This is a genomic window from Longimicrobiaceae bacterium (assembly GCA_035696245.1).
Classification (GTDB): domain Bacteria; phylum Gemmatimonadota; class Gemmatimonadetes; order Longimicrobiales; family Longimicrobiaceae; genus DASRQW01.
In genome coordinates, this window is sequence record DASRQW010000294.1 from 1 (window position 1) to 22,187 (window position 22,187).

The window sequence follows — 22,187 nt, forward strand, 5'->3', positions numbered from 1 at the left end:
TCCAGTAGTCCGGGCTGGAGTCCCAATGGCGATCAACCAGGACTTGAAGGCTTTGCTCGCAGGGCCGAAGCTACGTTCCCCGTTCCTGGCCTGGCTACTCCGCGGTTCAGCGGCCGAGACACTCCGCCGGCTTGATGAGGCCGGTCATGGAACCAAAGCTTTGCGGATGGATGCGTGGACTTCAATGGCGCTTCCAGTTCCCCCGCTCAGTGAACAGGACTTGATCACTGCCCACCTCGATGCGGAAACACAGCAAGTGGACTTCCTCGTTCTGGAAGCCGAGCGCGCCATCTCCCTCCTGCAAGAGCGCCGCACTGCGCTGATCTCCGCCGCGGTGACGGGGAAGATCGACGTGCGCGGGCTGGCGGAGGCGGCATGAGAATCCACACGGAGATCGCCTTCGAGGACGAGATCTGCGCGTACCTGGCCAATCACGGCTGGCTGTACGAGACGGGCGACGCCGGCCGCTACGACGCCGCCCGCGCGCTCTTCCCGCGCGACGTGCTGGCGTGGGTGCAGGAGACGCAGCCGGACGCGTGGGAGGCGCTGCAGCGCGCCCAGGGCCCCGCCGCCGCCGATGCGCTGCTCGCCCGCCTGCGCGCCCAGACCGACGCGCGCGGCACGCTGGACGTGCTGCGCCACGGCTTGGAGATGATGGGCCTGCGCGGCAAGCTGCAGATGGCGCAGTTCCGCCCCGCGCTCGCCGCCAACGCAGACATCATGGCGCGCTACGCCGCCAACCGCCTGCGCGTGGTGCGCCAGGTCCACTACTCGCGCCAGAGCCCCAACGAGAGCATCGACCTTGTGCTCTTCCTCAACGGCATCCCCGTCGCCACCGCCGAGCTGAAGACCGACTTCACGCAGGCGGTGGAAGACGCGGTGGACCAGTACCGCTACGACCGGCCGCCGCGCCGCCAGGAGCCGGAGCCGCTGCTGGCCTTCCCCGGCGGCGCCCTGGTCCACTTCGCCGTGAGCAACCGCGAGGTGCGGATGACCACGAAGCTGGAGGGCGCCGCCACCGCATTCCTGCCGTTCAACCGCGGCGACCGCGGCGGCAAGGGCAACGAGGACAACCCGGCTGGCCACCCCACGGCGTACCTGTGGGAGGAGGTGTGGGAGCGCGAGGGCTGGCTGGAGATTCTGGGCCGCTACATGGTGGCGCGCCGCGACGCCAAGAAGCAGATCGAGAAGGTGATCTTCCCGCGCTTCCACCAGCTCGACGCCACGCGCAAGCTGCTGCGCGAGGTGCGCCGCGAGGGCGCGGGCGGGCGCTACCTGATCCAGCACTCCGCCGGCTCCGGCAAGACCAACTCCATCGCCTGGACCGCGCACTTCCTGGCCGACCTCCACGACGACGACGACCGCAAGGTGTTCGACACCGTGCTGGTGGTCTCGGACCGCAATGTGATCGACACGCAGCTCCGCGAGGCGATCTTCGACTTCGAGCGCACCACGGGCGTGGTCGCCACCATCCGGGGCGAGAGCGGCAGCAAGAGCGGCGAGCTGGCGAAGGCGCTGGCCGAGGGCAAGAAGATCGTGGTCTGCACCATCCAGACGTTCCCGTTCGCGCTCGAGCAGGTGCGCGAGCTGGCCGCCACGCAGGGCAAGCGCTTCGCCGTGATCGCCGACGAAGCGCACAGCTCGCAGACGGGCGAGACGTCCAAGCAGCTTCGCGCCGTGCTCACCGACGCCGAGGTGGCGGCGCTCGCCGACGGCGGCGAGGTGAGCACCGAAGACCTGCTCGCCGCGCAGATGTCCGCCCGCGCCGGCGAGGACGACGACGGCATCACCTACGTGGCGTTCACCGCCACGCCCAAGGCCCGCACCATCGAGCGCTTCGGCACGCTGCCGGACCCGGCGCGCAAGGCGGGGCCGGGCAACCTGCCGCAGCCGTTCCACGTGTACTCCATGCGGCAGGCCATCGAGGAAGGCTTCATCCTGGACGTGCTGCGCAACTACACCACGTACCGCACCGCCTTCAAGCTGGCGCACAACGGCCGGGAGATGGACGACCGCGAGGTGGAGCGCAGCGCGGCCATGAAGGGCATCATGGGCTGGGTGCGCCTGCACCCGTACAACATCTCCCAGAAGGTGCAGATCGTGGTGGAGCACTTCCGCGAGTTCGTGGCGCCGCTGCTCGCCGGCCGCGCCAAGGCCATGGTAGTGGTGGCGAGCCGGGTGGAGGCCGTGCGCTGGCAGCTCGCCATGCAGCGCTACATCGCCGAGCGCGGCTACGGCCTGCACGCGCTGGTCGCCTTCTCCGGCGACGTGCGCGACGAGGAGTCAGGCCCGGAGCCGTTCACCGAGCGCAGCGACGCGCTGAACCCGCGGCTGAGTGGCCGCGACATCCGCGAGGCATTCCACACCGACGAGTACCGCATCCTGCTCGTAGCGAACAAGTTCCAGACCGGGTTCGACGAGCCGCTGCTGTGCGGCATGTACGTGGACCGGCGCCTGGCCGGCATCCAGGCCGTGCAGACCCTGTCGCGCCTGAACCGCGCGTTCGCCGGCAAGGACACCACCTTCGTCCTGGACTTCGCCAACGAGGCGGCCGACGTGCTGGAGGCGTTCCAGGCGTACTTCACCACGGCCACGCTGACCGACGTCACCAACCCGGACCTCGTCTACGACCTGCGCGCCAAGCTGGACGCCGCCGGCCATTACGACGACGTCGAGGTGGAGCGCGTGGTGGCGGCGGAGATGCGCCCCGGCGCCACGCAAGGCGAGATCGTGGCCGCCATCACGCCCGTGGTGAGCCGCCTGCTGCACCGCTACAACGCCGCCCGCGACGCCCAGCGCGCCGCCGAGGCCCGCCACGACGCCCCCGCTGCGAGCGCCGCCAAGGGAGAGGCAGACGCGCTCCTCCTCTTCCGTGCGGACGCGGGCTCGTACGTCCGCCTGTACACCTACCTGTCGCAGGTCTTCGACTACGGCAACACCGAGGTGGAGAAGCGCGCCATCTTCTTCCGGCGCCTGCTGCCGCTGCTGGATTTCGGGCGCGAGCGCGAGGAGATCGACCTCTCCCGCGTCGTCCTCACGCACCACACCGTGAAGTCGCGCGGCGTGCAGCCGATGGGGCTGGGGTCCGTCGTCTACCCGATTCCCGCCGCCACGGGCATGGGCACCGCCGTGGTCCGCGAGCGGCAGCGCGCGTGGCTGAACGAGATCATCGTGAAGGTGAACGAGCTGTTCCAGGGCGACCTCACCGACGACGACAAGCTGGTGTACGTGAACCAGGTGCTGAAGGGCAAGCTGCTGGAATCGGAGAAGCTGCAGCAGCAGGCCGCGAGCAACACCAAGGAGCAGTTCGCCAACTCACCGGACCTCAAGTCCGAGCTGATGAAGGCGATCATCGAGGCGCTGGACGCGCACAACACCATGAGCAGCCAGGCCCTCAACTCCGCCGCGGTGCAGCGCGGCCTACAGGATATCCTGCTCAACCACACCAACCTGTACGAGAGCCTCCGCGAGCAGGGCCGCTGACCTTCGCTGGGGAGATGCGGCACGTGGCCATCCCCTCCGACGGATCGAAGCGTCCCCGATAGTCTCTCCGCGATCCGCCGCGCCGGCGCTCGCATTCACACCTGGCGAGCACCCCCTTCCGCTCCGGACGTGCACTCACGCGGGAGAGGACAGACGATTACGACCTTGCGTAACAACCATTTCCCGCGCATAATTGAAAAGCGTGGCATCTCTGCTGCGCCACCTCGATCCCTCCACTGCATGGGGTAACACATGAGGTACAAGGCAGCGATCCCCGCCACTTTTCTCGCCGTTCTGTTCACCGCCGCCTGCGACTCGGCCGAGTCGCCGGCCGGGCCGGACCGTTCCGCATCGGCCGTAATCGGCGCGATACCGAAGGAGCTGGGGCAGAACCCGGTCGTCAACCAGGGGCAGAGCCAGGCGCCGAACCAGGACGACGAGTTCGCCCGCGCGGCGCGCGCCGAGGTGCCCGGCTTCGCCGGCTACTATCTGGACGCGAACGGCACGCCCGTGGTGCGCCTGGTCAACCAGGCCCAGCGCGCCGCGGCCCAGCGCTACCTGGCGCCGCAGCTCGCGAAGGCCGGCCGTGGCCACAACGCCCGCGCGGCGAAGCAGGCCGTCTTCGTGCCGGCCACCTACGACTTCGCCCAGCTGCACGAGTGGTCCGAGCGGCTGGTGCCGGTGCTCCAGCACCAGGGCGTGTACCTGATCGACGCGGACGAGGTTGGCAACCGCGTGCTGGTGGGCGTGGGTGACGAGAGTGCCGCGGCGGCCGTGCGCGCCAGGGCCGCCCTCCTGGGCATCCCGCAGGGAGCGCTGGCGTTGCAGATGCAGGCCGCGCCCCGCTCGCGCGCCACGGTGCGCGACCGGTTCACCACCGTGGTGGGCGGCATCCAGATCGCGTTCGGCAACTTCCTGTGCACGCAGGGCTTCAACGCCAAGCGCGTCTCGACCGGCGCGAACATCTTCGTGACCAACTCGCATTGCACCACCACGCAGTACGTGTCGGACGGCGTGGCCATCTACCAGAACACCGTCGCGGCCGGCAACCAGGTCGGCAACGAGGTCGCGGACCGCGGCATGTGGGCGTGCGCCGGCGCCGGCACCTCGTGCCGCCAGGCGGACGCGGTGTTCATCAGCCACAACGGCACGCGCACCATCGGCCAGGGCGGGATCATCCGCACCAACTGGAACACGGGCGCCGCGGGCGGGATCACCACCATCGGCGAGTTCGACATCATCGGGCGCTACACGGGCTCGCTGCCGGTGGGCAGCTACCTGGACAAGACCGGCCGCACCAGCGGCTCCACGTACGGCGTGGTCACCAACTCGTGCGTGACCATCGGCGTGCTGCGCTGCCAGGACATCTCGAAGGTGTGGTCCGAGGGCGGCGACAGCGGCTCGCCCGTGTACGTGTACATCGGCGGCGCGGGCGCGCTGGAGAACGACGTGCAGATCCACGGCGTGATGTGGGGCGGCCCGGGCTCGGACTTCACCACGACCTACTCGAGCCGCCTCTCCGGCATCGAGGCGGACCTGGGCGCGCTGACCAACCTGTGCCGCCCCGGCTACGGGTGCTGAGCGCGCGATCCGGAGCCCGCTGCCGCGCGGAGGTCTCCGCGTGGGGCGGGTGATGGGGATGCTGGCGGCGCTCGCGCTCTGCGCGGGCGCCGCGGCATGCGCGGCGGGCCGGGCGGCGCCGGGATCGGATGACGGAGGCTGGGACCTGGCCGGCGTGATCGCCGCGGTCGAGCCCGGCTCCGCGGCCACCCGGGTGACGGTCGACCTCGCGCCGGGAGCGGGCGAGACAGGCCAGGCCGTCCTGCTCGTCTCGCCAGCCACGAAGGTGGAGGTGCGGCGGGCGGACGGCACGTCCTCGCAGGGCAGCGCGGCCGACCTCCGGGCCGGCGCGCGGATCCAGGCGTGGCACGATGGTGCGGAGATGCGGTCGCTCCCGCCGCAGTACCGGGCCACTCGCATCCGCATCCTCCCCGCCTCCTGACGGGCTGTGTTGGAAGCTGCGAACGGGCTCGGCCACCATTGGCCGGGCCCGTTCGCTCGTCTCCATCTGCCGATGCGGAATGCGTCCGCCCACGTCCGACGGATGTGGTGCGAGGATCGGCACCGGGCGCGCGTCCTCCACCCAGACACGCACCTCGAACGCTCTCCGGACGACGGCGACGCACTTTCGCCGCGAGTGCGCAAGCTGCTACATTCTCTCGCGGATCGACGGAACGCGACGTGCCCCTGACGATGCCGAGAGGAGCGGCGGCGATGGTACGGAGCGTGCTCCCGGCGGCGGGCGCGGGGTTGCCCCTGCGCCGCCGGGCGGGCATCTTTGGCTCCGTCGCGACCCCAACCCGAGGATGACATGTTCAACTGGCTGCGCCGCCGCCGCCTGAGCGCAGAAGCCCGCCGCAAGCTGCTGATCGTCGCCGCGCGGGCGGAAGAGGCGATCATCGAGACGCACGTGGACAACATCCACGAGCTGCTGCACGAGCTGGACGGCGAGGTGGACGTGGACCGCGCCATCGAGCTGTACCTGGAGCTGATGCCGCTGGACGAGACCATGGCGCCCACCGTCACAAACCGGGTCCTCACGCGCACGCAGGAGCCCGCGGCGGCGCCGCTCTCCCCGCGCCGCCCGACGGCCGCCGAGGTCCGCCGCTTCGAGAACGTCTTCCGCGACGACCCGCGCACCCCGCGCAAGAAGTAGCACGCACGGGAGATGCGAACACGCGAAGAGCGCGGCCGGGAAGCTTCCCCGCCGCGCTCTTTCGCGTCCTCCCCGGTCCTCGATCACCCGAACCCGTTCGACGGATGCGAGGCGATCCATCTCCCGGTCCCTCGTTCGCCTCCGGTCACGCCATCGATCGGCAGCCGGCAGATGGTCCCCGGCCGATGCCCGAAAACTGCGGAACGCGTTGTCGGTGCGATAGATCGCATCCACGGCGGCGCGTGCTTACGATACGCCGGGATGCGCCGGCAAGTCTCCGGAGTTCGATCTCGGAAACATTTTGTTTGCCTGCTGACCTCGGAACGCATTAGTTTCCCGCCGCGGATCGCTTACGGCAGCCGCGGCGCGCCCGCCGCGCACGCTCGTTCGATCTGCCGCCGTTTTCTCCCGCCGTTGGCCGGCCGTCGTATCCACGATGGTTCCCGATCCCAAAGCAGAAGTCACCTCACCTCCCAACCCTAATCCTTCCGCATGGATCTTCGAATCCTCAAGCTCGCGTTCCTCGTGACGTTCGCCACCACGGGCGCGGCCTGCAGCGGCAGCCCGTCCGGTTCCGAGCCGCCCAAGTCCACCCCCGGCGTCCGGGTCGCGGGGGGAGACCAGGTGACGGACTCCATCGACGCCACGCCACAGCAGGCGCTGGTGGTGCAGGTGACCGAGCCGAATGGCAAGCCGGCGGCGGGCACGATCGTGCAGTTCGAGGCGGTGGTGGCCGGGACCGGTTTCGATCAGACCCCGTCGATGTGGATGGCTTCGGTGGGAACGGACGTGTTCGAGGGGTTCACGGCGGCGACGACCGACGCGGAGGGGCGCGCGTCGGTCCGCGTGCGCATGGGGAGCCACGCGGGGGCGGGCGCCGTGACGATCACGGTCCCGTCATACGGGTACTCGGCCATCGCCCAGTACACCGTCCAGCCCGGCGCCGCCTGGGCGGTCACCGCCACCCCCGGCGATACCACGCTGTACGTGGGGCGCACGGTGGAGATGCGGGCCACCGTGGCCGACCGCGCCGGGAACCCGCGCGCCGACGCGGTCACGTTCGCCGTCGCCTCGGGCCCCGTGACGCTGAGCGCCGGGAAGACGCTGACCACTGCCGCGGTCGGCCGCGGAGTGGTCGTGGCGCAGGTCCAGGCGGTCGCGGACACGAGCTACGTGAGCGTGATCCCCGAAGGCACCATCGCCGGCTTCACCAGCGACATGGAGTTGTACACGGTGAACCTGGACGGCACGGGGCTGAGGCTGCTCGCGCAGGCCAGCGCAGGCCGCGGCTACTTCGGCGAGATGCCGGCCGCGTGGAGCGCGGACGGGAAGTCGCTGGTGTACCACGACAGCCGCAGTGATCACAACCGCATGCTGTACTCGGTGGACCTCGCCTCCGGCATCCGGACGCTCCTGATCGCCGAGCCGGACGGACTGATCTCACAGGCGTGGCCGCAGCGCTCGCGCGACGGGCAGTGGGTCTACTTCAACGGCCAAGGGACCTGGCAGGGCGCCTACGTGGGGAGCCAGCTGTTCCGGGTCCGCTCGGACGGGACGGGGGCGGAGCGGGTCAACACCGGCGGCGCGTTCGCGATCTCCGGCTACGCCTCGCCTTCGCCGGACGGCTCCCGGCTGGCATTCCTGACGAACCGCGACTTCACGTCCGGCGGGCTTCACGTGCTGGACCTGGCCACCGGGCAGAGCACGGCGCTCAACATCTCGGCGGCCACGCCGCGCTGGTCCCCGAACGGCGACCTGATTGCGTACGTCGCCATGCCCGACGGCTTCGGGTTCATGGACAACCACGTCGTCACCGGGTTCGGGGAGCTGCGCGTGGTCCGGCCGGACGGGACGGGGGCGCGGACCGTCACCAGGACCCAGAACCTGTTCCTGCCGGGGATCGGGTGGTCGCCGGACGGGAAGTACCTGATCGGCGCCGGCCAGCAGGGAGCGGCACTCACCGTGGTGGACGTCGCCACCGGCGAGGAGGTGCGTATCCGCCTCCCCCGGAACTTGCGCGCGCCGGACTGGCGGCCGTGAGGCCCGCTCTCCGGCCGCGGCGCCGGTTCGTCCGCCGGTGACGGAGCCTGGAAGGGCGCGGAAGGCATGAAAGCGGAAGAGCGCGCCGGGAGATTCCCCGCCGCGCTCTTTCGCATCTGTCGATCTTCAACCGCCGTCGGGAGATGCGAGGCCGTGCATCGCCCGTCCTCGCGCCGTTCATCTCCGTCGAAGCCGATCTTCCGGCATTCGGTAGATGGTTGCCAGTCGGTGCCCGTTCGCGGTGGAAAGTGTTGCGGATGCGATGAATCGCACCCCTACGATCCGCGGCACCATTTAGGACGGAGCCGACGTCGCGGGATCGTCCGCGAAGGCGGACTTTGCGCTTCTAGTGCCGCGGTTCCAACCGCCAGCCGCGACCTACTCGGCCGCAGCGGGGATCACGGGCGCTGTGCGGGCGAGGCGGACGACGGCGACGCGGCGCTCGTCGGTCTCTTCCACGCGCAGCTCCATCTCGCCGTCGCGGCCGGGGGCCTGGACGACGTCGCCCACCACGGGCACGCGGCCCAGCGCGCCGAAGATGTAGCCGCCCAGCGTGTCGAAGTCCTCTTCCGGAAGCTCCAGCCCGAGCTGCTCGTTCACGTCGCAGATGCTGGTGCCGCCGTCGATGAGCACGTCGCCCTCGGGGGTGCTCTCGAAGTCCGGCTCGGCCTCGTCGTACTCGTCGCGGATCTCGCCGACGATCTCCTCCAGCAGGTCCTCCATGGTCACCAGCCCGTACGTGCCGCCGAACTCGTCGAGCACCACGGCCAGGTGCACGCCGTTCTCGCGAAGCTCGGCGAGCAGGAAGTTGACGGGCTTGGTGTCGGGCACGAAGAACGGCTCGCGCATCACCGCCCGCACGTCGAACGGCGGGTCGGCCGCGGCGCGCCGGTTGAGCACGGGCAGCAGGTCCTTCACCAGGAAGACGCCGACCACGCTGTCGATGGTGCCCTCGTAGACGGGGATGCGCGAGTGGCCCTCCTCGGTGGCCACGCGGATCAGCTCGTCGAGCGTCACGTCCACCGGCACGGCCACCATCTCGGTGCGTGGCGTCATCACCTCGCGCGCCACGGTGCCGGAGAACTCGAACACGCCGCGCAGCATCTCCCGCTCGCCGTCCTCCATGCTGGTCTGTTCCGCGCCGCCCTGCACCACCAGCGTGCGGATCTCCTCGGGCGTGCGCACCAGCGGCTGGAAGCTGGCGGAGTCCACGCCCACCACCCGCAGCACCACGCGAACCACCACGTTCAGCACCGCCAGCACGGGCGAGAGCACGACCCGCAACGCCCCCAGCACCGGCACCGACACGCGCGACGCGATCCACTCCGCGCGGTTCACGGCCACCAGCTTGGGCACCTGCTGCCCCAGCGTGGCGTGCAGCAGCGCGGCGGCGACCAGCGCCACCACGGCCGCGATGAGGGGCGACGGACCGAGGTCGATGCCGGCTACGACGGCGCGCGGCCCCCACGCGGGAACCAGCCACCCGCGCGCGACTCGCAGCGCACACCAGCCCAGGAGGACGGATGCCAGGCTGCGGCCCACCTGCGCGGCGAAGGCCAGGTTCTCCAGCCCGTCCAGCGCGGGGATGACGCGCGCGGCGCGGCGGTCGCCCAGACGCGCGGTCTGCTCGATGCGGGTGCGGCGAACGGCGATGAGGGAGAACTCGGCGGCGGCGAGAAGGGCGTTGGCCGCGATCAGGGAGAGGGCCAAGAAGAGCGTCAGGCCCGTACTGGCAGGGTCGGAATCCATAGGCGGGAGGGGGGTGCCGGAGGCCCCGGTGAGCCCAGGGCCTCCATGTTCTTCGGAGGTGCTGCCTTACGCCGCGCTGGCCTCGAGGTGCGCTTCCGCGTCCTCGGCGTCCTCGGGCTGCGCCTCGATGTCGGTGGCGTGGGCCTCCGCTTCGGTGGCGTCTTCTTCCTCCGCCTCGGCCTTGGCCGGGGCGTTGGCGATCACGGGGCTGCAGAAGCGCAGGCCGATCGCCTTCAGCTCGTCGAGCTGGTCCTTGCTCAGCGACGGGTACCGCTCGCCGATGAACTCCACTGTATCGTCCATCCACTCCACCTGCTGCTCCTGCGTGGCGCGGAGCACCCCGCAGCGGTGTACGTGGCTGAAAAGCTCGTTGCGCGCGTCGTCCATCTCGGTGGCACGCGGCTGCTGCTGCTGTGGCTTGCGTTCTTTCGTCCGGCTCAAAAATGCCTCCTCGTTGGGCGAATCACTCCCCCGCGCGCGAGGGACGATCTGGTATTGGTTGATAGCCAAGTAATATAACGCATTTGCCCCCAGGGCGAAACCTCCGGGACCCTCGCGCCCCGGGCGGTCCGGCGCTTGCGTTCCGCGGGCGCGCTCCCCTCCCGGATACCACGCGCACGCCGCGATGATCCTCACGCGTCCCCTGCCCCGCCCGCCGTTCGCAACCGCCGCGCCCGCCGCAGCGCACCCCGGCCGCCAGCCCGCGCCCGTGCTACGCTCGCTACGCGACGTGGGCCCGTACCGCATCCACTCGCTGGAGGCGGGCGAGGGCGACGAGTGCGTCGTGCTCCTGCACGGCCTGTCGGGCTCTTCGCGCTGGTGGGACCGCAATGTGGCGGACTTCGCGGGGCGCTTCCGCGTGCTCGTGCCCGACATGATCGGCTTCGGGCGTTCGCGGCTCACGGGGCCGCTGCCGGACATGGCGGGCGCGGCCGCGGTGCTGGCGGACTGGATGGAGGCCGCGGGCGCCGGCCGCGTGCACCTGGTGGGACACTCGATGGGCGGCCAGCTCGCCATCCACCTCGCGGCGCGCTTCCCGGAGCGCATCTCCCGTCTCGTGCTCGCCGACGCATCGGGAATCCCCCGGCCGCTCAGCGCACGCAGCCTGATCCGCTTCGCGCGCGACGTGGCGCCGCCCGCGCGCTGGGGCGACCCGGCGTTCATCCCCGTGATCGTGGGCGACGCGTTCAAGAGCGGCCCGCTCACCATCCTGCGCGCCCTGGGCAACATCGTGCGCGACGACGTGCGGCCGCTGCTGCCGCGCATCCAGGCGCCCACGCTGCTGGTGTGGGGCGAGCGCGACGCGCTGGTGCCGGTTCGCTGCGGACGCGAGATGCGGAAGACGATCCCCAACTCCCGCCTGGTGGTCATCCCCCGCGCCGCGCACAACCCCATGGTGGACCGCCCGGCAGAGTTCGCGGCGGCCGTCCTCCCCTTCCTGGCCGGCGTTGAGGTCGGCCAGTGACGGGAGATGCGGACCGGGCGTTCGCGCGCGCCGCAGCGGACTGGAGCGCGACGAAGCGCGTGCGCGCCGGGCGGTGGAACGTGCGGTATCGCGAGGCGGGAGAGGGGCCGCCCCTGGTGCTCGTGCACGGCCTGGGCGTGAGCTGCGACTACTGGTGGCGCAACGGCCCCGCGCTCGCCGCCGCGGGCTTCCGCGTCCTCGCGCCGGACCTGCCCGGGTTCGGGCGGACGGACGGGCCGGCGTGGGGGCTCACCGTGCCGGACCAGGCGGAGGCGGTGGATTGCTGGGCACGGGAGATGGGCATCGGCCCGGCGGCGTACGCGGGCCACTCGCTCTCGTGCCAGGCCGTCGTCCACCTCGCGGCGGAGCGCCCGGAACGCGTCTCCGCCCTCGTCCTCGCGTCGCCGACCGGCGACCGGCGCAGCTGGCGGATGACGCGCGAGCTGCTGTCGTTCGCGGCGGACGTGCCGCGCGAGTCGTGGCGCCTGATTCCCATCGTCGCCCAGGCGTACCTGCGGACGAATCCGCTGCGGTACTGGAGGACGTGGCACTCCGCGGGCGACGACGACCCATTTCTTGCCCTGCCCTCCGTCCGTGCCCCCGCTCTCGTCGTCGTGGGCGAGCGCGACCCCGTCGTCCCGGTCGACTTCGCGCGGGCGCTGGCGGACGGGCTGCGGGACGGGCGCCTCGTCACCATCCCGAGCGGCGCGCACGCCGTCATCTTCGGCACCGCCGACGCCTTCAACCGCGAAGTGGTGGCGTTCCTTCGTTCGGCTCTTCGTCCGCCGCGCTGACGGTGTACGGCGGGCCGTAGTGGCGCTGGAGCCAGGCGGCCAGGCCGTCCAGGCCGGGAAAGAGCACGCGCTCCGTCACGTTCGCCTGGTCCAGCTTGTCGCGCACCTCGCCCTTGATGCGGGCGGGAATGCGAACGCGGCGGTACAGCTCCGGCCGCTGGGCCAGCCAGCCGTCCAGCGTCTCGCTGGGGCTGGAGAGCACGGAGAACATGGCGTACTGGTTGATGATGCGCGCATCCACCGACGGCGGTTCGAAGAAGATGGCGAACGGCTCCCCGCTCAGCGCGTCGAAGCGGTCCAGCGAGCCCACCAGGTCCTCCAGCATCCCCACCGTGAAGGTGTAGGCGCCCACCTCCTCCAGCGCATCGCGCAGCAGCGCGGGGATGTGCTTGTGCGAGCGCACGTAGTCCACGCACCACACCACGCCGTCGCGCTCGCACTTGGCACGGTCGGCCGTGGCGAAGTGCAGCGCCACCAGCGGCGAGTACGTCCAGTCCAGCAGCCGCGTGGGCAGCCGGTGGTGCTGCCCGATGGTGAGCCACTTCCACTCCGAGTAGTCCAGCCCCACGTCACCGAGCGTGCCGTACTTCTGGAAGTTGCGGATCAGGTGCCCTTCCAGCTGCGGATACGGCGCGCCGAGCCGCATGAGGCTCGTCTTCAGGTCGTGCTCGGCATCGGAGACGCCGCGGAACGCCAGGCTGGAGCGGAAGCGCCCCAGCTCCGGCTGCCACGAGTCGCGCATCAGCAGCTCCATCGCGTGCTCGAAGCTCCGCGCCGTCTCCTCCGGATGGCCGCACCCATGCGTTTCGGTTCTGTTGATGTCGTAAGTCGCGTGCGGCGCGGCCCGCCAACGAATGTCGTTAGACGGATCCCGGAGTCGGCGAGAGGAACGGGCGGGAACGTCGATGAACGGATGCACATCGTTTCGTTGGATGCGCATCCTCGCGCCCATCGCGGAGATGCGGGAGATCGCCTCTCATCCACCGAACCGGCCGCTTCGACCGGAACGCGTGAGCGGACACATCGTCCCACGCCCGCAGCCTTCGGGCGCCGAACCCGGACGCAGCGAACCCCCGCGGCTCGTCGGACGACGGGCCACGGGGGTCCTGAAACGCAAGTCACGGTCGCACCGCGTCACAGCGGGCCGTCCGAATGCCTGCTGGAACGGCGGGTTCTAGCGGGATGGACGCCTGCCCGCAGTGTGCCCGGCGGGCAGACGTCCGCTGGTCAGAGCAGGGCCCGCACGAGGGTGAGGGTCGGCGCGGAGTAGACGAGCGTCTGGCTCCGGCCCGTCTGGAACCCGCTCAGCGTCCCGTTCGAGTACGTCACCGGCGGGCGTGCTTCGGCGAGCGTCACCGCGTAGTACGGTCCGAAGCGAAAGACCGTCGCCACGTAGTTCCCCTCGTTGCCGGCAGCCCATGTCGTGTTGTACTGGCGCATGTACGCCACCGCCACCGCCAGCACCTGTGTGCAGATGGAGTCGGTATGCACCACGTAGCTCGAATCGCTCGCCGAAAGAAGCTGGATCGCGGTTCCCCGCACGTCGGCCTGGTTCTGGTCGGACGAGTAGAACAGGGGCGCCAGCGCGGTCCGTGACTGCTCCGCGTACGATGCCGTTCTCGCACATCCCTGCTGGGCTCGGGCGGGCACGGCGGCCAGCGTGAGGAGCGCAACGAGTGTCAGAAGTTTCATGGTCATCTCAGGGGCACGTGGGGTTTTTGGCGAACAGCGCGTCCGGAAGAGGGCCACCGTACCGGTGGATGTGGTCCTGGTCGATGATGTACCCGTCCACCCTTCGGCCCAGGCGGAGGGCCAGCGAATCGGACGACGGCCGGTCGGCGTCGAGGCTGGGGCCGTCGGTGAAGATCATGTTCTGCGCGGTGTTCCCCTTGCACGACCCGTCCGCGGGAACGTCGACGCCCCCCTTGTCCGGATGGGTGTGCACGAAGCCGACGATCACCGCCCCATCCACCGTCATGTTGCCCGCCCCGGACTCGCACCTCGACGAAGGACCGATGTAGTCCTTCAGGAAGTAGTGCCCGTCCCGCAGCATGATCATCGCCCCGCGCTCGGCCGCGGTGGACGTTCCCACCTTCGTCTCGGCCCAGAGGCGCCGGAACCCTGCCTGTATGCCCGGATCGTTGAGGATCGGGTCTCCCGTAGCGCCGGGAGCCAGGTTGCAGTTCACCTGCACGTGCACGGTGGCCATCTGGAGACTTCCGGCCACGGTCGCCGTGACCGTCACAGTGCCGGAAACCGATGGAGCGAACGTCCACGACTTGTGATCGCCCGTGTCGTCGGCCGTCACGCCCGGTGCGTCGCTCGCGAAGTGCCAGGTCCGGACGGTGAACGGCGTGGCAGGGTCCACGGCCGCGGTGCAGGTCGTGGTGTTGCCTGCCGTCAGCGGGTTGGGCTGGCAGCTCACGCCCAGGTGGGGCGCATCGGAGCCGCAGCTGGAGGTCAGGTCGAACCCGAGGCCGCCTCCCAATCCGCCGCCGCAGCCGGCGGGCTCGTCGTGGGTGCGCACCGCGGCATAGCGGGTCTCCACGTAGCCCGTGGCCTGGACGCGCCCCGGACCGGGCGGCACGTACTGGCAGGTGAGCTGGAACTGGCACTGCGGGATCTCGTAGAACGGCCCCGTGAAGCTAGCCGTCTCACTCACGGACTTGCCGGGAAAGAAGTACCAGTTCACCGCTCCCGCCGGCCAGTTCCAGTACCAGTCGGTCGGGTTGATGAACTGTAGGTCGTACGCGGGCTGGACGCTGTAGTTGTGCGTGCCCGCATCGTCGATTGGGCCGCTGTCCCCGATCGAGATGGGGCTGGTGATGGGCAGCACGCTCACCGTGTAGCCGCCGCCCAGGTAGTACGAGAACGGCCCCGTGCCGGTGTTGGGGTTCCAGGCCCACTTGGGCTGCATGTTGATCTGCGCCGACATCACGCCCGCGGCGCCCTGGAAGTGCAGGCCGACGGCATGGCTGGCGTTGGCGCCGCCCACTGCGCGCAGGCGGGTCCAGCCGCCGCCGGAGCCCTGCTGCGACCAAATCTTTACCGGGCCTTCTTCCCACGGCGTAGCGCCGAACGAACCGACGACGGAGCCGGTCTGGCACGGCCAGTAGGGCGGCGCGTTGGCGCAGTCGGGGTTCCCGGTCTGCGTGATCTCGCCGTCCACGTACATCACAACCCACGTGGAATCGGGGATGTTCGCCACTCCCTGCGCCGTGATGGACGACACGGAGCCCGGCGAGCTGTTGCCGGGCGGAGCGATGAAGGTGCTGCCGAGCGGACCTAGCACGTCGCGCTTGGCGGGGATGCTGCGCGGCGTGGGGCTCGTAAGCTCCTGCCCGTCGCAGCCGGCGAGCACGCCGATGCCGCAGGAGAGGAGGAGCAGCCGCCGGAGACGGGCCAGCCGCCTGGGGCTGTGCCTGGGGAGGGTTCGTTGCATGGAAGAATGGTGTGGAGGGTCTGGAGCGTTCCCGCCGCCGCCCGGCGGCGTTCGCCCGAACGGGGCGGCGCAGCGCGGCATCAGCGGGGGTCTTGCGTGGGGATTGGGGGCGGGCGTTCTGTGCCGGGGGGGCACCTCCGCGTGTGGGGTTTCAGTGGGTTCGGGAGAGGAACGCACGGGCCGCCGGACTTTCTGACGAACCAATGCGTAGAACCGTATCCTTGCCGGATTCGGCGCGCAGAGAACGAGAGCGCCCGCGGGCGATTGCCGTCGGGCGCTCCGGCTCGATGGTCCTGTCCGGCCCCGCTCGGGCGGGAGGCTCCATCTTCCCAGCGTGCGGCACGCATCCTGGAAGGGACTCCCGGCGGCGGCACCCCCACGTGGAGGCGCCGCCCCGGCCACCGCGACCTCAATACAGGGGAGCCACGGTGAACTGCTGGGTCGCGGACGGGAAGCCGTTTCGCCCGTTGCGCACGTACACTTCCTTCGTGCCCGCCTGCCCGAACACCTGCGACGCGATCACGAGCTGCGTGGACGTCTTCGTGGTGATAGAGCCGTTGCTCAGCACACTCAGGCAGCCAGCGTCGTAGTTCACGCCGCAGCCCGCGGTGGCGATGAGGACCTCCACCGTGGCGGGATCGAAGCCGGAGCCGTTGATGGTGAGCGAGAACGGGTTGTACTGCTTGGCCGGCGAAGGGTTGGTGACGACGCTGTACACGGTCGGCGCGGCGACGGCCGGCCGGCTGTGCAGCAGCTTGTTCGGCGAGCCCGTGCCCACGTTCAGGAGCGTGCCGCCCACCGCGTTGTTGAGGATGTACTGAGTGACCGAGGCGGGCGTGGCGGTCGGCGCCTGCTGGAGGTACAGCGCGGCCACACCCGTCACCAGCGGCGCGGCGGCCGACGTGCCGGCGAACGTCCCGGAATACGACGCGAGCTCGTACCCTGGCGCAAACAGGTCCACGCACGAGCCGTAGTTGCTCGCCCAAGGGTAGGTATCGCCCCACCTGACCACGCGGTAGTCGCTCCCGTCGCTCGCGCCCACGGTGATCGCCTGGCCGGTGTTGGCCGGCGAGTAGTTGCACGCGTCGTTGCCATCGTTGCCCGCCGAGACCATCACCTGCACGCCGTGCGAGACGGCATACCGGATGGCGTCGTCCAGCGACTGGCCGCACGTGGAGGAGCCGCAGTTGGCACCGGCGCTGTAGTTCGCCACTGCCGGGCGGGCCGCGTAATCGCCGATGAACTGGAACGCCGACGCCGACGCAGCCGTGCTCATCAGGCCCTGCGAGCAGTCGTCGCTGACCCGCGCCGCGTGGATCGTCGCGCCCTTGGCCACGCCGTGGACGCTGCCGGCGGCCATCACGGCCACGTGGGTGCCGTGATCGTAGCAGGGAGTGAACGGATCGGTGCCGTTGTAGGAGAAGTACGACGAGTGGTCCACGCGCGACGAGATCTCGGACACGGCATCGCTCACGCCGGTATCGACGATCCAGATGTGCACCCCGGTGCCGTCGTAGTCGTAGGCGTAGCTGCCGTCCTGCGGATTGTCCACCTGGTCGATGCGGTCCAGGCCCCAGTTGCCGCTGGGGTAGGCGATAGACTGGACCGTCGTGGCCGGGCGCATCCAGGTGTTCGCCTCGATGTACGCGACGTGTGGGTTCCTCCGCAGCGCCTCGATGGCCGCGGGCGGGAGCTTGCCCCAGAATCCTTTCAGCCCCTTCCACGTCGCGATGGCGCGCCCTCCGTGCGCCGACACCATCGACCGCGCCAAGCCGTCGGCGTCGCCCACGTCGCCGGTGAAGCGCACCATGTACTCGTCCGGCACGCGGTTGGGGTTGTCCATCTCGTACAGCGGCGCCACCGAGTCGCGCACGGCGGCAACCCGTGCGGAAGCCGCGCCTGTGGGTGTCGTCATGTCGGTCGCGTCCTTCGCGCACCCGGCCAGCACGAGCGTCAGACCTGCGAGTAAGAGCCTGCGCATCCGATCCTCCAAGTTTGGGTGTCGTCCTGCACATTCCGGCTGTACACACGAGCGCCGGGCTAATATGCGATGAGGCGATGGTCGAGAACGTCCGCCACGGACAGAGTTGACACGCGACGTCCCATAAGGTGCTTACAATGTGGACTGCCCGCCTTTGGCAGATCGGCGATCAGACGGCAGTCAGCGCGTCGGGAGAAAACACGACGTGGGCCTGTCCGCCTAGCGAGAGGAGGTCAGTCGGTTTGACGAGGACAATTCGCGCTCGCCACCGCCCGAAATCGCTTGATAAATCTTTGGTGGAAACCGATCTACGGAGTTGTTCACGCGCCGGCGCCGAAGCACGGATAGCGCTGAAGAGATGGCCTCAGGGATCACGGGGGTTGGAACAATCGTAACACCCAGCAGTGAATTCGTCAATTGTTGCGGGAAGTGGTATGTATGTGCTCCGTCAACGCGTTGCAGCTTCCGCGCAGGAGGTCGGGAGCTGCGCGGCATCCCCCGAACCGTATCGATCCGTCGCACCTGAGGGAGCCTGGAAGCCTTCGTCCTGACTAGCCCAGGCGCTCGGCGATGGACCAGGCGAGGAGGGGGACCATGATCTCGTGATGGCCGGTGATCTGGAAGCCGCGGCCGCCGGTGGAGCGCGTGGGGCGCTCGACCACGTTCACGCGCGGGCGGTAGTGCCGCTGCATGTCCAGGTCGCACGAGGTGAAGGCGCGCGGGCGGCCGTCGTGCAGGTTGCGGGCGACGGTGAGCGCCTTGAGGAACACCTCGGGCATCACCACTGCCGAACCGACGTTGACGACCACGCCACCCTCGTCGAGGCCCACCAGCGCCTCCGCCAGCCTGCGGAAGTCGCGGTGCCCCGTGTCGCCGATGGCCGCTCCGTCCGCCGCCGGGTGCTGGTGGATGATCTCCGCGCCGATGGCGGGGTGCAGCGTGTACTGCACGCCCAGCTGCCGCGACTGGAGAAGCAGCGAGCCCTCCGGGTGCGCGAGGTCGTTGCGCGCGTCCAGGTCGCGAGCCAGCGACTCGCCCATCCCCCAGCCCGCCTCCATGCCCGCCCGGAATGCGCGGTTCATGTCGCGGCCCGTCTCGTCCGCCATCCCGAACGAGCCGTCCGCCAGGCCGGCCTCCACGTCCTCGCTCGTCCCCCCCCAGCGCGCCATCTCGTAATCGTGGATCGCCGCCGATCCGTTCGACGCGAGATGGGTGATGGCGCCCCGCCGCATCAAGTCCACCAGGACGGGGCCGAGGCCCGTCTTCACCACGTGCCCTCCCAGCATCCACAGCACCGTGCGGCGCTGCCGGACCGCGTGGGCGACCGCATCCACAAGCGCCAGGAACGACTCGGCCTGGAGCACGTGCGGCAGCGACGCGAGGAAGGCTGCGAAGGTACGCTCGGACGCGTCTCCTGGCGGCGGGGCGGCGAGCTGGCGGGCTTCCACCTTGTTGGGGCGGCCCGCCACGGGAACGGTGCGGACACGCGAAAGGTCCGCCTCGGGGATCTCTCCCGCGGCGGACCCGGCGTGCGTGGCTTCGTCGTCGGTCACGAAGTCTCTCGGTGTTCCGCCGCGGGGGCGGAGTGGGAATGGCGGCTCAGTGGCCCGGCGTGTACGTCTGGAGCTGCATGGTGAGCGAGCCCACCACGGGAACGCGGCTCTTCACCATCACCACGATGTGGCGCGCGTCGTCGGTGAAGTACACCTCGGCCTGGCCGCCCTGGCCGAAGAGGCCGTTGGTGTGGATGGTGGGGCGCACCACGATGGTCTTGTACGTGCCCGCCGGCACCTTTACCGTCTCGCGCCGCACCACCCGCAGCGTCACGGGGTTGCCGCTCTCGCGGAAGTAGCGGTTGAGCGTGAAGGTGTCGCCCACGCTGAAGGTGAGCGTGCGGGCGTAGAAGAGGAACGACAGGTCGTCCAGCGGCTTGTCGGTCGCCAGCGGCCCCGTCTCGCCGTTCTCGCGGCGCCACGTCCTGCGCTCGGGCGAGAAGTCGTACGAGCGGTTGCGGCGGTAGCGCACCTCGTGGATGTCCTGCTTGAAGCGGCGCGAGAACAGCTCGTCGCGGTCGAACCACGTCTCGTACTTGTCGTCCACGCGCGCCAGCGGCACGCCGCCGTTGATGGTCATGCGGGCGTGCAGCGTGTTGTTGCCGTCCACCACCTCCACGCCCGTCACCTCCAGCGTGCCGCGGCCCACGCTCACGCCGGCCAGCTTCACCTGGTACGTGGACCGCTCGCCGGGCCCGAACGGCAGGGCCGCAGGAACGGTCTGCACGGCCGCCCGGCGCGGGGCCGAGGCGGTTCCGGCACGGGCGGCGGAGAACGTACCCGCGCCCAGGAGCGCCGCCGCGAGCGGGACCAGCCCCGCGGCACGAACGAATCTGCTTGGCATATGTCTAATCTTCCTTCGTATCGGTCTTGTTGGGGGACCTCCGGGGCCTGCGCCCCCGTCCCCTGCTCCGCGGCCGCGGCGCGGCCTCGGTGCCCTGCGTCTCCGCCGCGCCGTCGTCCGACGGAGCATCGGCGGCGGGCGCCTGGGGAGCCTTCGCGGCGGGCGCGGACTTCGCCGGCTGCGGCGCCGGTGCCGATCCCGCAGGCGGAGCCGCCGGGGCCGCCGCTGCGGGGACGGGGGCGCGGCGCGGCGTCACGCGCGCCAGGTCCCACATCTCCCGTACGGTGGCCCACGGCTGGAAGCGTGTGGCCCGCTCGCGGCGGTCGTAGCGCACCGTCACCTCGGCCTCCTCGGCGCGGCGCGCATGGGGAGCTACCGCCAGCAGCAGCTCGGCGTTGGCGGCCCAGCCGCCGCGCGTGAGCAGCGGCTTGTCGCCCCGCTCCTGCAGCGCGCGGCGCAGCACGGAGATGCGGTACGCGCGGAAGCCCGACAGCGGGTCGCGGATCCCCGCCGGCAGCGCCTTGCGCCCCAGCAGCCACGGCAGCCCGCGCCGCGACCAGCGCAGCGCCCGCGTCGTCTCTCCCACCGGCACCGCGTTGGACGCGACTACGTCGGCCCCGCCCTCCATCCGCTTGATCAGCGCGGGGATGTCTTCGGGAGATTCGGTGAAGTCCGCCTGGAGCACCACCGCCACGTCGCGCTTCGGATGTGTCGATCGGGAAGCCGCCTCGCGGAGAAGACGCTCCAGCGCGCCCGCGTAGCCCAGCGTGCGCTCGCTGCGCAGCACGGTGAGCGGCAGCACGCGCGTGTACGGCGCCAGCACCTCCTGCGTCTCATCGCGGGAGCCGTCGTCCAGCACCAGCACGTGGTAGTCGCGGGGGAACTCGGCCATCACGCGCCGGATCTTCCACACCAGGATGCCCACCGTGCGCGCCTCGTCCAGCGCGGGAATGCAGATGTAGATCACGCCTGTCCGTCCGTCGGTTCGGTGTGCGCCGCGGGCGCGGGCTGCGGGGTGATACCGGCCGCGGAGGGGCCGGGTTCCGCCGGGGGCTTCGTCTTCCAGCGGCGATGGAACCAGAAGTACTGCTCCGGCGCCACCCGCACCTGCTCCTCCAGCCGCGCCGCCAGCGCGGCCGTGAGCGTGCGCACGTCGGCCTCCAGGTCCCCGGTCCGCTCCACGGGGACGCGGCGTCCGGAGACGGTGTAGCGCACGTCGGCTCCCGGCAGGCGGCGGGCCACGCAGGCGAACACCGGCGCGTTCAGCTTCAGCGCGAACAGCGCCGGGCCGCGGTGCGTAGAGGCGAGACGGCCGAAGAACGGGACGAACACGCCGGAGCGGCGCGCGTCCTGGTCGCCCACGATGCCCACCACGCCGTTGCGGCGGAGAACTCGCGGAACGCGGCTGGGCGCGTCGGCCTGGTAGATGGTCTCCACGCCCAGCTTGCGGCGCGTCGCGTCCAGCCGCTCGTCGACCAGCCGGTTGCCCTGCCGCCGCACGATGGCGGCGATGGGAACCCCGCGCGACGCCACCGCCGCCGCCGCGATCTCCCAGTTGCCGTAGTGGCCGGTGACCAGGATGCAGCCGCGGCCCCCGGAGAGCGCATCCTCCATCTCTTCCCAGCCGTCCGTCTCCGTGCGCTCCACGATGGCGCTGGGATCCAGCTTGGAGAGCCGCAGGATCGCCGCGGCCTCGCGCCCCAGGTGAACGTACGCGGCATCGGCCGTCGCCTGGATCCAGTCCTCCGTCGCGCTCGGGAACGCCAGGCGCAGGTTGGATTCCACGGTGGCGCGGCGGATCTTGAGCGGCGCGTGCACCAGGTGCCCCACGCCCCCGCCCAGCCGGTCGGCCATGCGCTCCGGCAACGCGGACACCGCCGTCTCCAGCGTGCGCGCCAGCGCGTACTCCAGCCGGTGCGCGAGCGTGTGCTTGACCGGCTTCTCCACCTTCTTCGCTGCTCTGCTCTCCGCCACGATCACATCTGCTGATGGAAACCGCGCCCGTCGCGCGGCCATTCGCTCGTCGCCCGCCGAGAATCCGACCGGACGGTCAGGAATAATACCCCGCGATTCCGACAATGGGAATGACACGCCCGTCCGCAGGTAAACCCCATCTCACG

At 70.5% G+C, this 22,187-nt stretch carries 18 protein-coding genes; 8 read left to right on the plus strand and 10 right to left on the minus strand.

Going from position 1 to position 22,187, the window contains the following annotated elements:
* Positions 1 to 25: 25 nt before the first annotated feature.
* The 6 genes from VFE05_13595 to VFE05_13620 all read left to right on the plus strand — a co-directional run bounded on the left by VFE05_13595 (position 26) and on the right by VFE05_13620 (position 8,239).
* Positions 26 to 379: a hypothetical protein gene (locus VFE05_13595; protein HET6231102.1), complete on the plus strand. Its 354-nt coding sequence runs from the start codon at positions 26 to 28 to the stop codon at positions 377 to 379.
* Entirely contained in the window at positions 376 to 3,483 is a 3,108-nt protein-coding gene (locus tag VFE05_13600) for a type I restriction endonuclease (protein HET6231103.1), read from the plus strand. The genes VFE05_13595 and VFE05_13600 overlap by 4 nt, the downstream gene beginning before the upstream one ends.
* 252 nt (positions 3,484 to 3,735) lie before the next feature.
* Positions 3,736 to 5,064, plus strand: a complete 1,329-nt coding sequence (locus tag VFE05_13605) for a hypothetical protein (GenBank protein ID HET6231104.1) — start codon at positions 3,736 to 3,738, stop codon at positions 5,062 to 5,064.
* Between the two features lie 40 nt (positions 5,065 to 5,104).
* Complete coding sequence (locus VFE05_13610) at positions 5,105 to 5,485, plus strand: hypothetical protein (GenBank protein HET6231105.1); 381 nt, start codon at positions 5,105 to 5,107, stop codon at positions 5,483 to 5,485.
* 369 nt (positions 5,486 to 5,854) lie between these two features.
* A complete protein-coding gene (locus tag VFE05_13615) occupies positions 5,855 to 6,199 on the plus strand; it encodes a hypothetical protein (GenBank protein HET6231106.1) in 345 nt (114 codons plus the stop codon).
* 492 nt (positions 6,200 to 6,691) lie between these two features.
* Positions 6,692 to 8,239 (plus strand): hypothetical protein, encoded by a 1,548-nt coding sequence (locus VFE05_13620; protein ID HET6231107.1) that lies wholly within the window; start codon positions 6,692 to 6,694, stop codon positions 8,237 to 8,239.
* Between the two features lie 378 nt (positions 8,240 to 8,617).
* Here the strand turns inward: VFE05_13620 and VFE05_13625 are convergent, their stop codons facing one another.
* Positions 8,618 to 9,949 carry a hemolysin family protein gene (locus VFE05_13625; protein ID HET6231108.1) on the minus strand — a complete coding sequence of 444 codons (1,332 nt, stop codon included), beginning with the start codon at positions 9,947 to 9,949 and terminating at the stop codon, positions 8,618 to 8,620.
* Positions 9,950 to 10,054: 105 nt separating this feature from the next.
* On the minus strand, positions 10,055 to 10,429 hold the full coding sequence (locus VFE05_13630) for a hypothetical protein (protein ID HET6231109.1): 375 nt from the start codon (positions 10,427 to 10,429) through the stop codon (positions 10,055 to 10,057).
* Between the two features lie 184 nt (positions 10,430 to 10,613).
* Here VFE05_13630 and VFE05_13635 point away from each other — a divergent pair, with 184 nt between their 5' ends.
* Both VFE05_13635 and VFE05_13640 read left to right on the plus strand, forming a co-directional pair.
* Positions 10,614 to 11,453, plus strand: a complete 840-nt coding sequence (locus VFE05_13635) for an alpha/beta hydrolase (protein HET6231110.1) — start codon at positions 10,614 to 10,616, stop codon at positions 11,451 to 11,453.
* Positions 11,450 to 12,247, plus strand: a complete 798-nt coding sequence (locus tag VFE05_13640; protein ID HET6231111.1) for an alpha/beta hydrolase — start codon at positions 11,450 to 11,452, stop codon at positions 12,245 to 12,247. The genes VFE05_13635 and VFE05_13640 overlap by 4 nt, the downstream gene beginning before the upstream one ends.
* Here VFE05_13640 and VFE05_13645 read toward each other — a convergent pair.
* The 8 genes from VFE05_13645 to VFE05_13680 form a co-directional block, all read right to left on the minus strand.
* Positions 12,195 to 13,001, minus strand: a complete 807-nt coding sequence (locus VFE05_13645; GenBank protein ID HET6231112.1) for an FRG domain-containing protein — start codon at positions 12,999 to 13,001, stop codon at positions 12,195 to 12,197. The genes VFE05_13640 and VFE05_13645 overlap by 53 nt on opposite strands.
* A 473-nt stretch (positions 13,002 to 13,474) precedes the next feature.
* On the minus strand, positions 13,475 to 13,939 hold the full coding sequence (locus tag VFE05_13650) for a hypothetical protein (GenBank protein ID HET6231113.1): 465 nt from the start codon (positions 13,937 to 13,939) through the stop codon (positions 13,475 to 13,477).
* 7 nt (positions 13,940 to 13,946) lie between these two features.
* A complete protein-coding gene (locus VFE05_13655) occupies positions 13,947 to 15,689 on the minus strand; it encodes a hypothetical protein (GenBank protein ID HET6231114.1) in 1,743 nt (580 codons plus the stop codon).
* Between the two features lie 409 nt (positions 15,690 to 16,098).
* On the minus strand, positions 16,099 to 17,670 hold the full coding sequence (locus tag VFE05_13660) for a S8 family serine peptidase (GenBank protein ID HET6231115.1): 1,572 nt from the start codon (positions 17,668 to 17,670) through the stop codon (positions 16,099 to 16,101).
* A gap of 551 nt (positions 17,671 to 18,221) precedes the next feature.
* Positions 18,222 to 19,223, minus strand: coding sequence for a hypothetical protein (locus VFE05_13665; GenBank protein HET6231116.1), 1,002 nt, complete (start codon positions 19,221 to 19,223; stop codon positions 18,222 to 18,224).
* 46 nt (positions 19,224 to 19,269) lie between these two features.
* Entirely contained in the window at positions 19,270 to 20,067 is a 798-nt protein-coding gene (locus VFE05_13670) for a DUF3108 domain-containing protein (protein HET6231117.1), read from the minus strand.
* Positions 20,068 to 20,071: 4 nt separating this feature from the next.
* The gene (locus VFE05_13675) at positions 20,072 to 21,034 is read right to left on the minus strand and encodes a glycosyltransferase family 2 protein (GenBank protein ID HET6231118.1); all 963 of its coding nucleotides are present in this window, start codon (positions 21,032 to 21,034) and stop codon (positions 20,072 to 20,074) included.
* Positions 21,031 to 22,041 (minus strand): lysophospholipid acyltransferase family protein, encoded by a 1,011-nt coding sequence (locus VFE05_13680; protein HET6231119.1) that lies wholly within the window; start codon positions 22,039 to 22,041, stop codon positions 21,031 to 21,033. Before VFE05_13680 ends, VFE05_13675 begins: the two co-directional genes overlap by 4 nt.
* Between the last annotated feature and the right edge of the window lie 146 nt (positions 22,042 to 22,187).

Bases quoted from the DNA above. Each gene is read 5' to 3' on its own strand.
- VFE05_13595 (HET6231102.1), top strand. From the start codon at position 26: ATGGCGATCAACCAGGACTTGAAGGCTTTGCTCGCAGGGCCGAAGCTA.
- VFE05_13600 (HET6231103.1), top strand. From the start codon at position 376: ATGAGAATCCACACGGAGATCGCCTTCGAGGACGAGATCTGCGCGTAC.
- VFE05_13605 (HET6231104.1), top strand. From the start codon at position 3,736: ATGAGGTACAAGGCAGCGATCCCCGCCACTTTTCTCGCCGTTCTGTTC.
- VFE05_13615 (HET6231106.1), top strand. From the start codon at position 5,855: ATGTTCAACTGGCTGCGCCGCCGCCGCCTGAGCGCAGAAGCCCGCCGC.
- VFE05_13620 (HET6231107.1), top strand. From the start codon at position 6,692: ATGGATCTTCGAATCCTCAAGCTCGCGTTCCTCGTGACGTTCGCCACC.
- VFE05_13635 (HET6231110.1), top strand. From the start codon at position 10,614: ATGATCCTCACGCGTCCCCTGCCCCGCCCGCCGTTCGCAACCGCCGCG.
- VFE05_13645 (HET6231112.1), bottom strand. From the start codon at position 13,001: ATGGAGCTGCTGATGCGCGACTCGTGGCAGCCGGAGCTGGGGCGCTTC.
- VFE05_13650 (HET6231113.1), bottom strand. From the start codon at position 13,939: ATGAAACTTCTGACACTCGTTGCGCTCCTCACGCTGGCCGCCGTGCCC.
- VFE05_13655 (HET6231114.1), bottom strand. From the start codon at position 15,689: ATGCAACGAACCCTCCCCAGGCACAGCCCCAGGCGGCTGGCCCGTCTC.
- VFE05_13660 (HET6231115.1), bottom strand. From the start codon at position 17,670: ATGCGCAGGCTCTTACTCGCAGGTCTGACGCTCGTGCTGGCCGGGTGC.
- VFE05_13670 (HET6231117.1), bottom strand. From the start codon at position 20,067: ATGCCAAGCAGATTCGTTCGTGCCGCGGGGCTGGTCCCGCTCGCGGCG.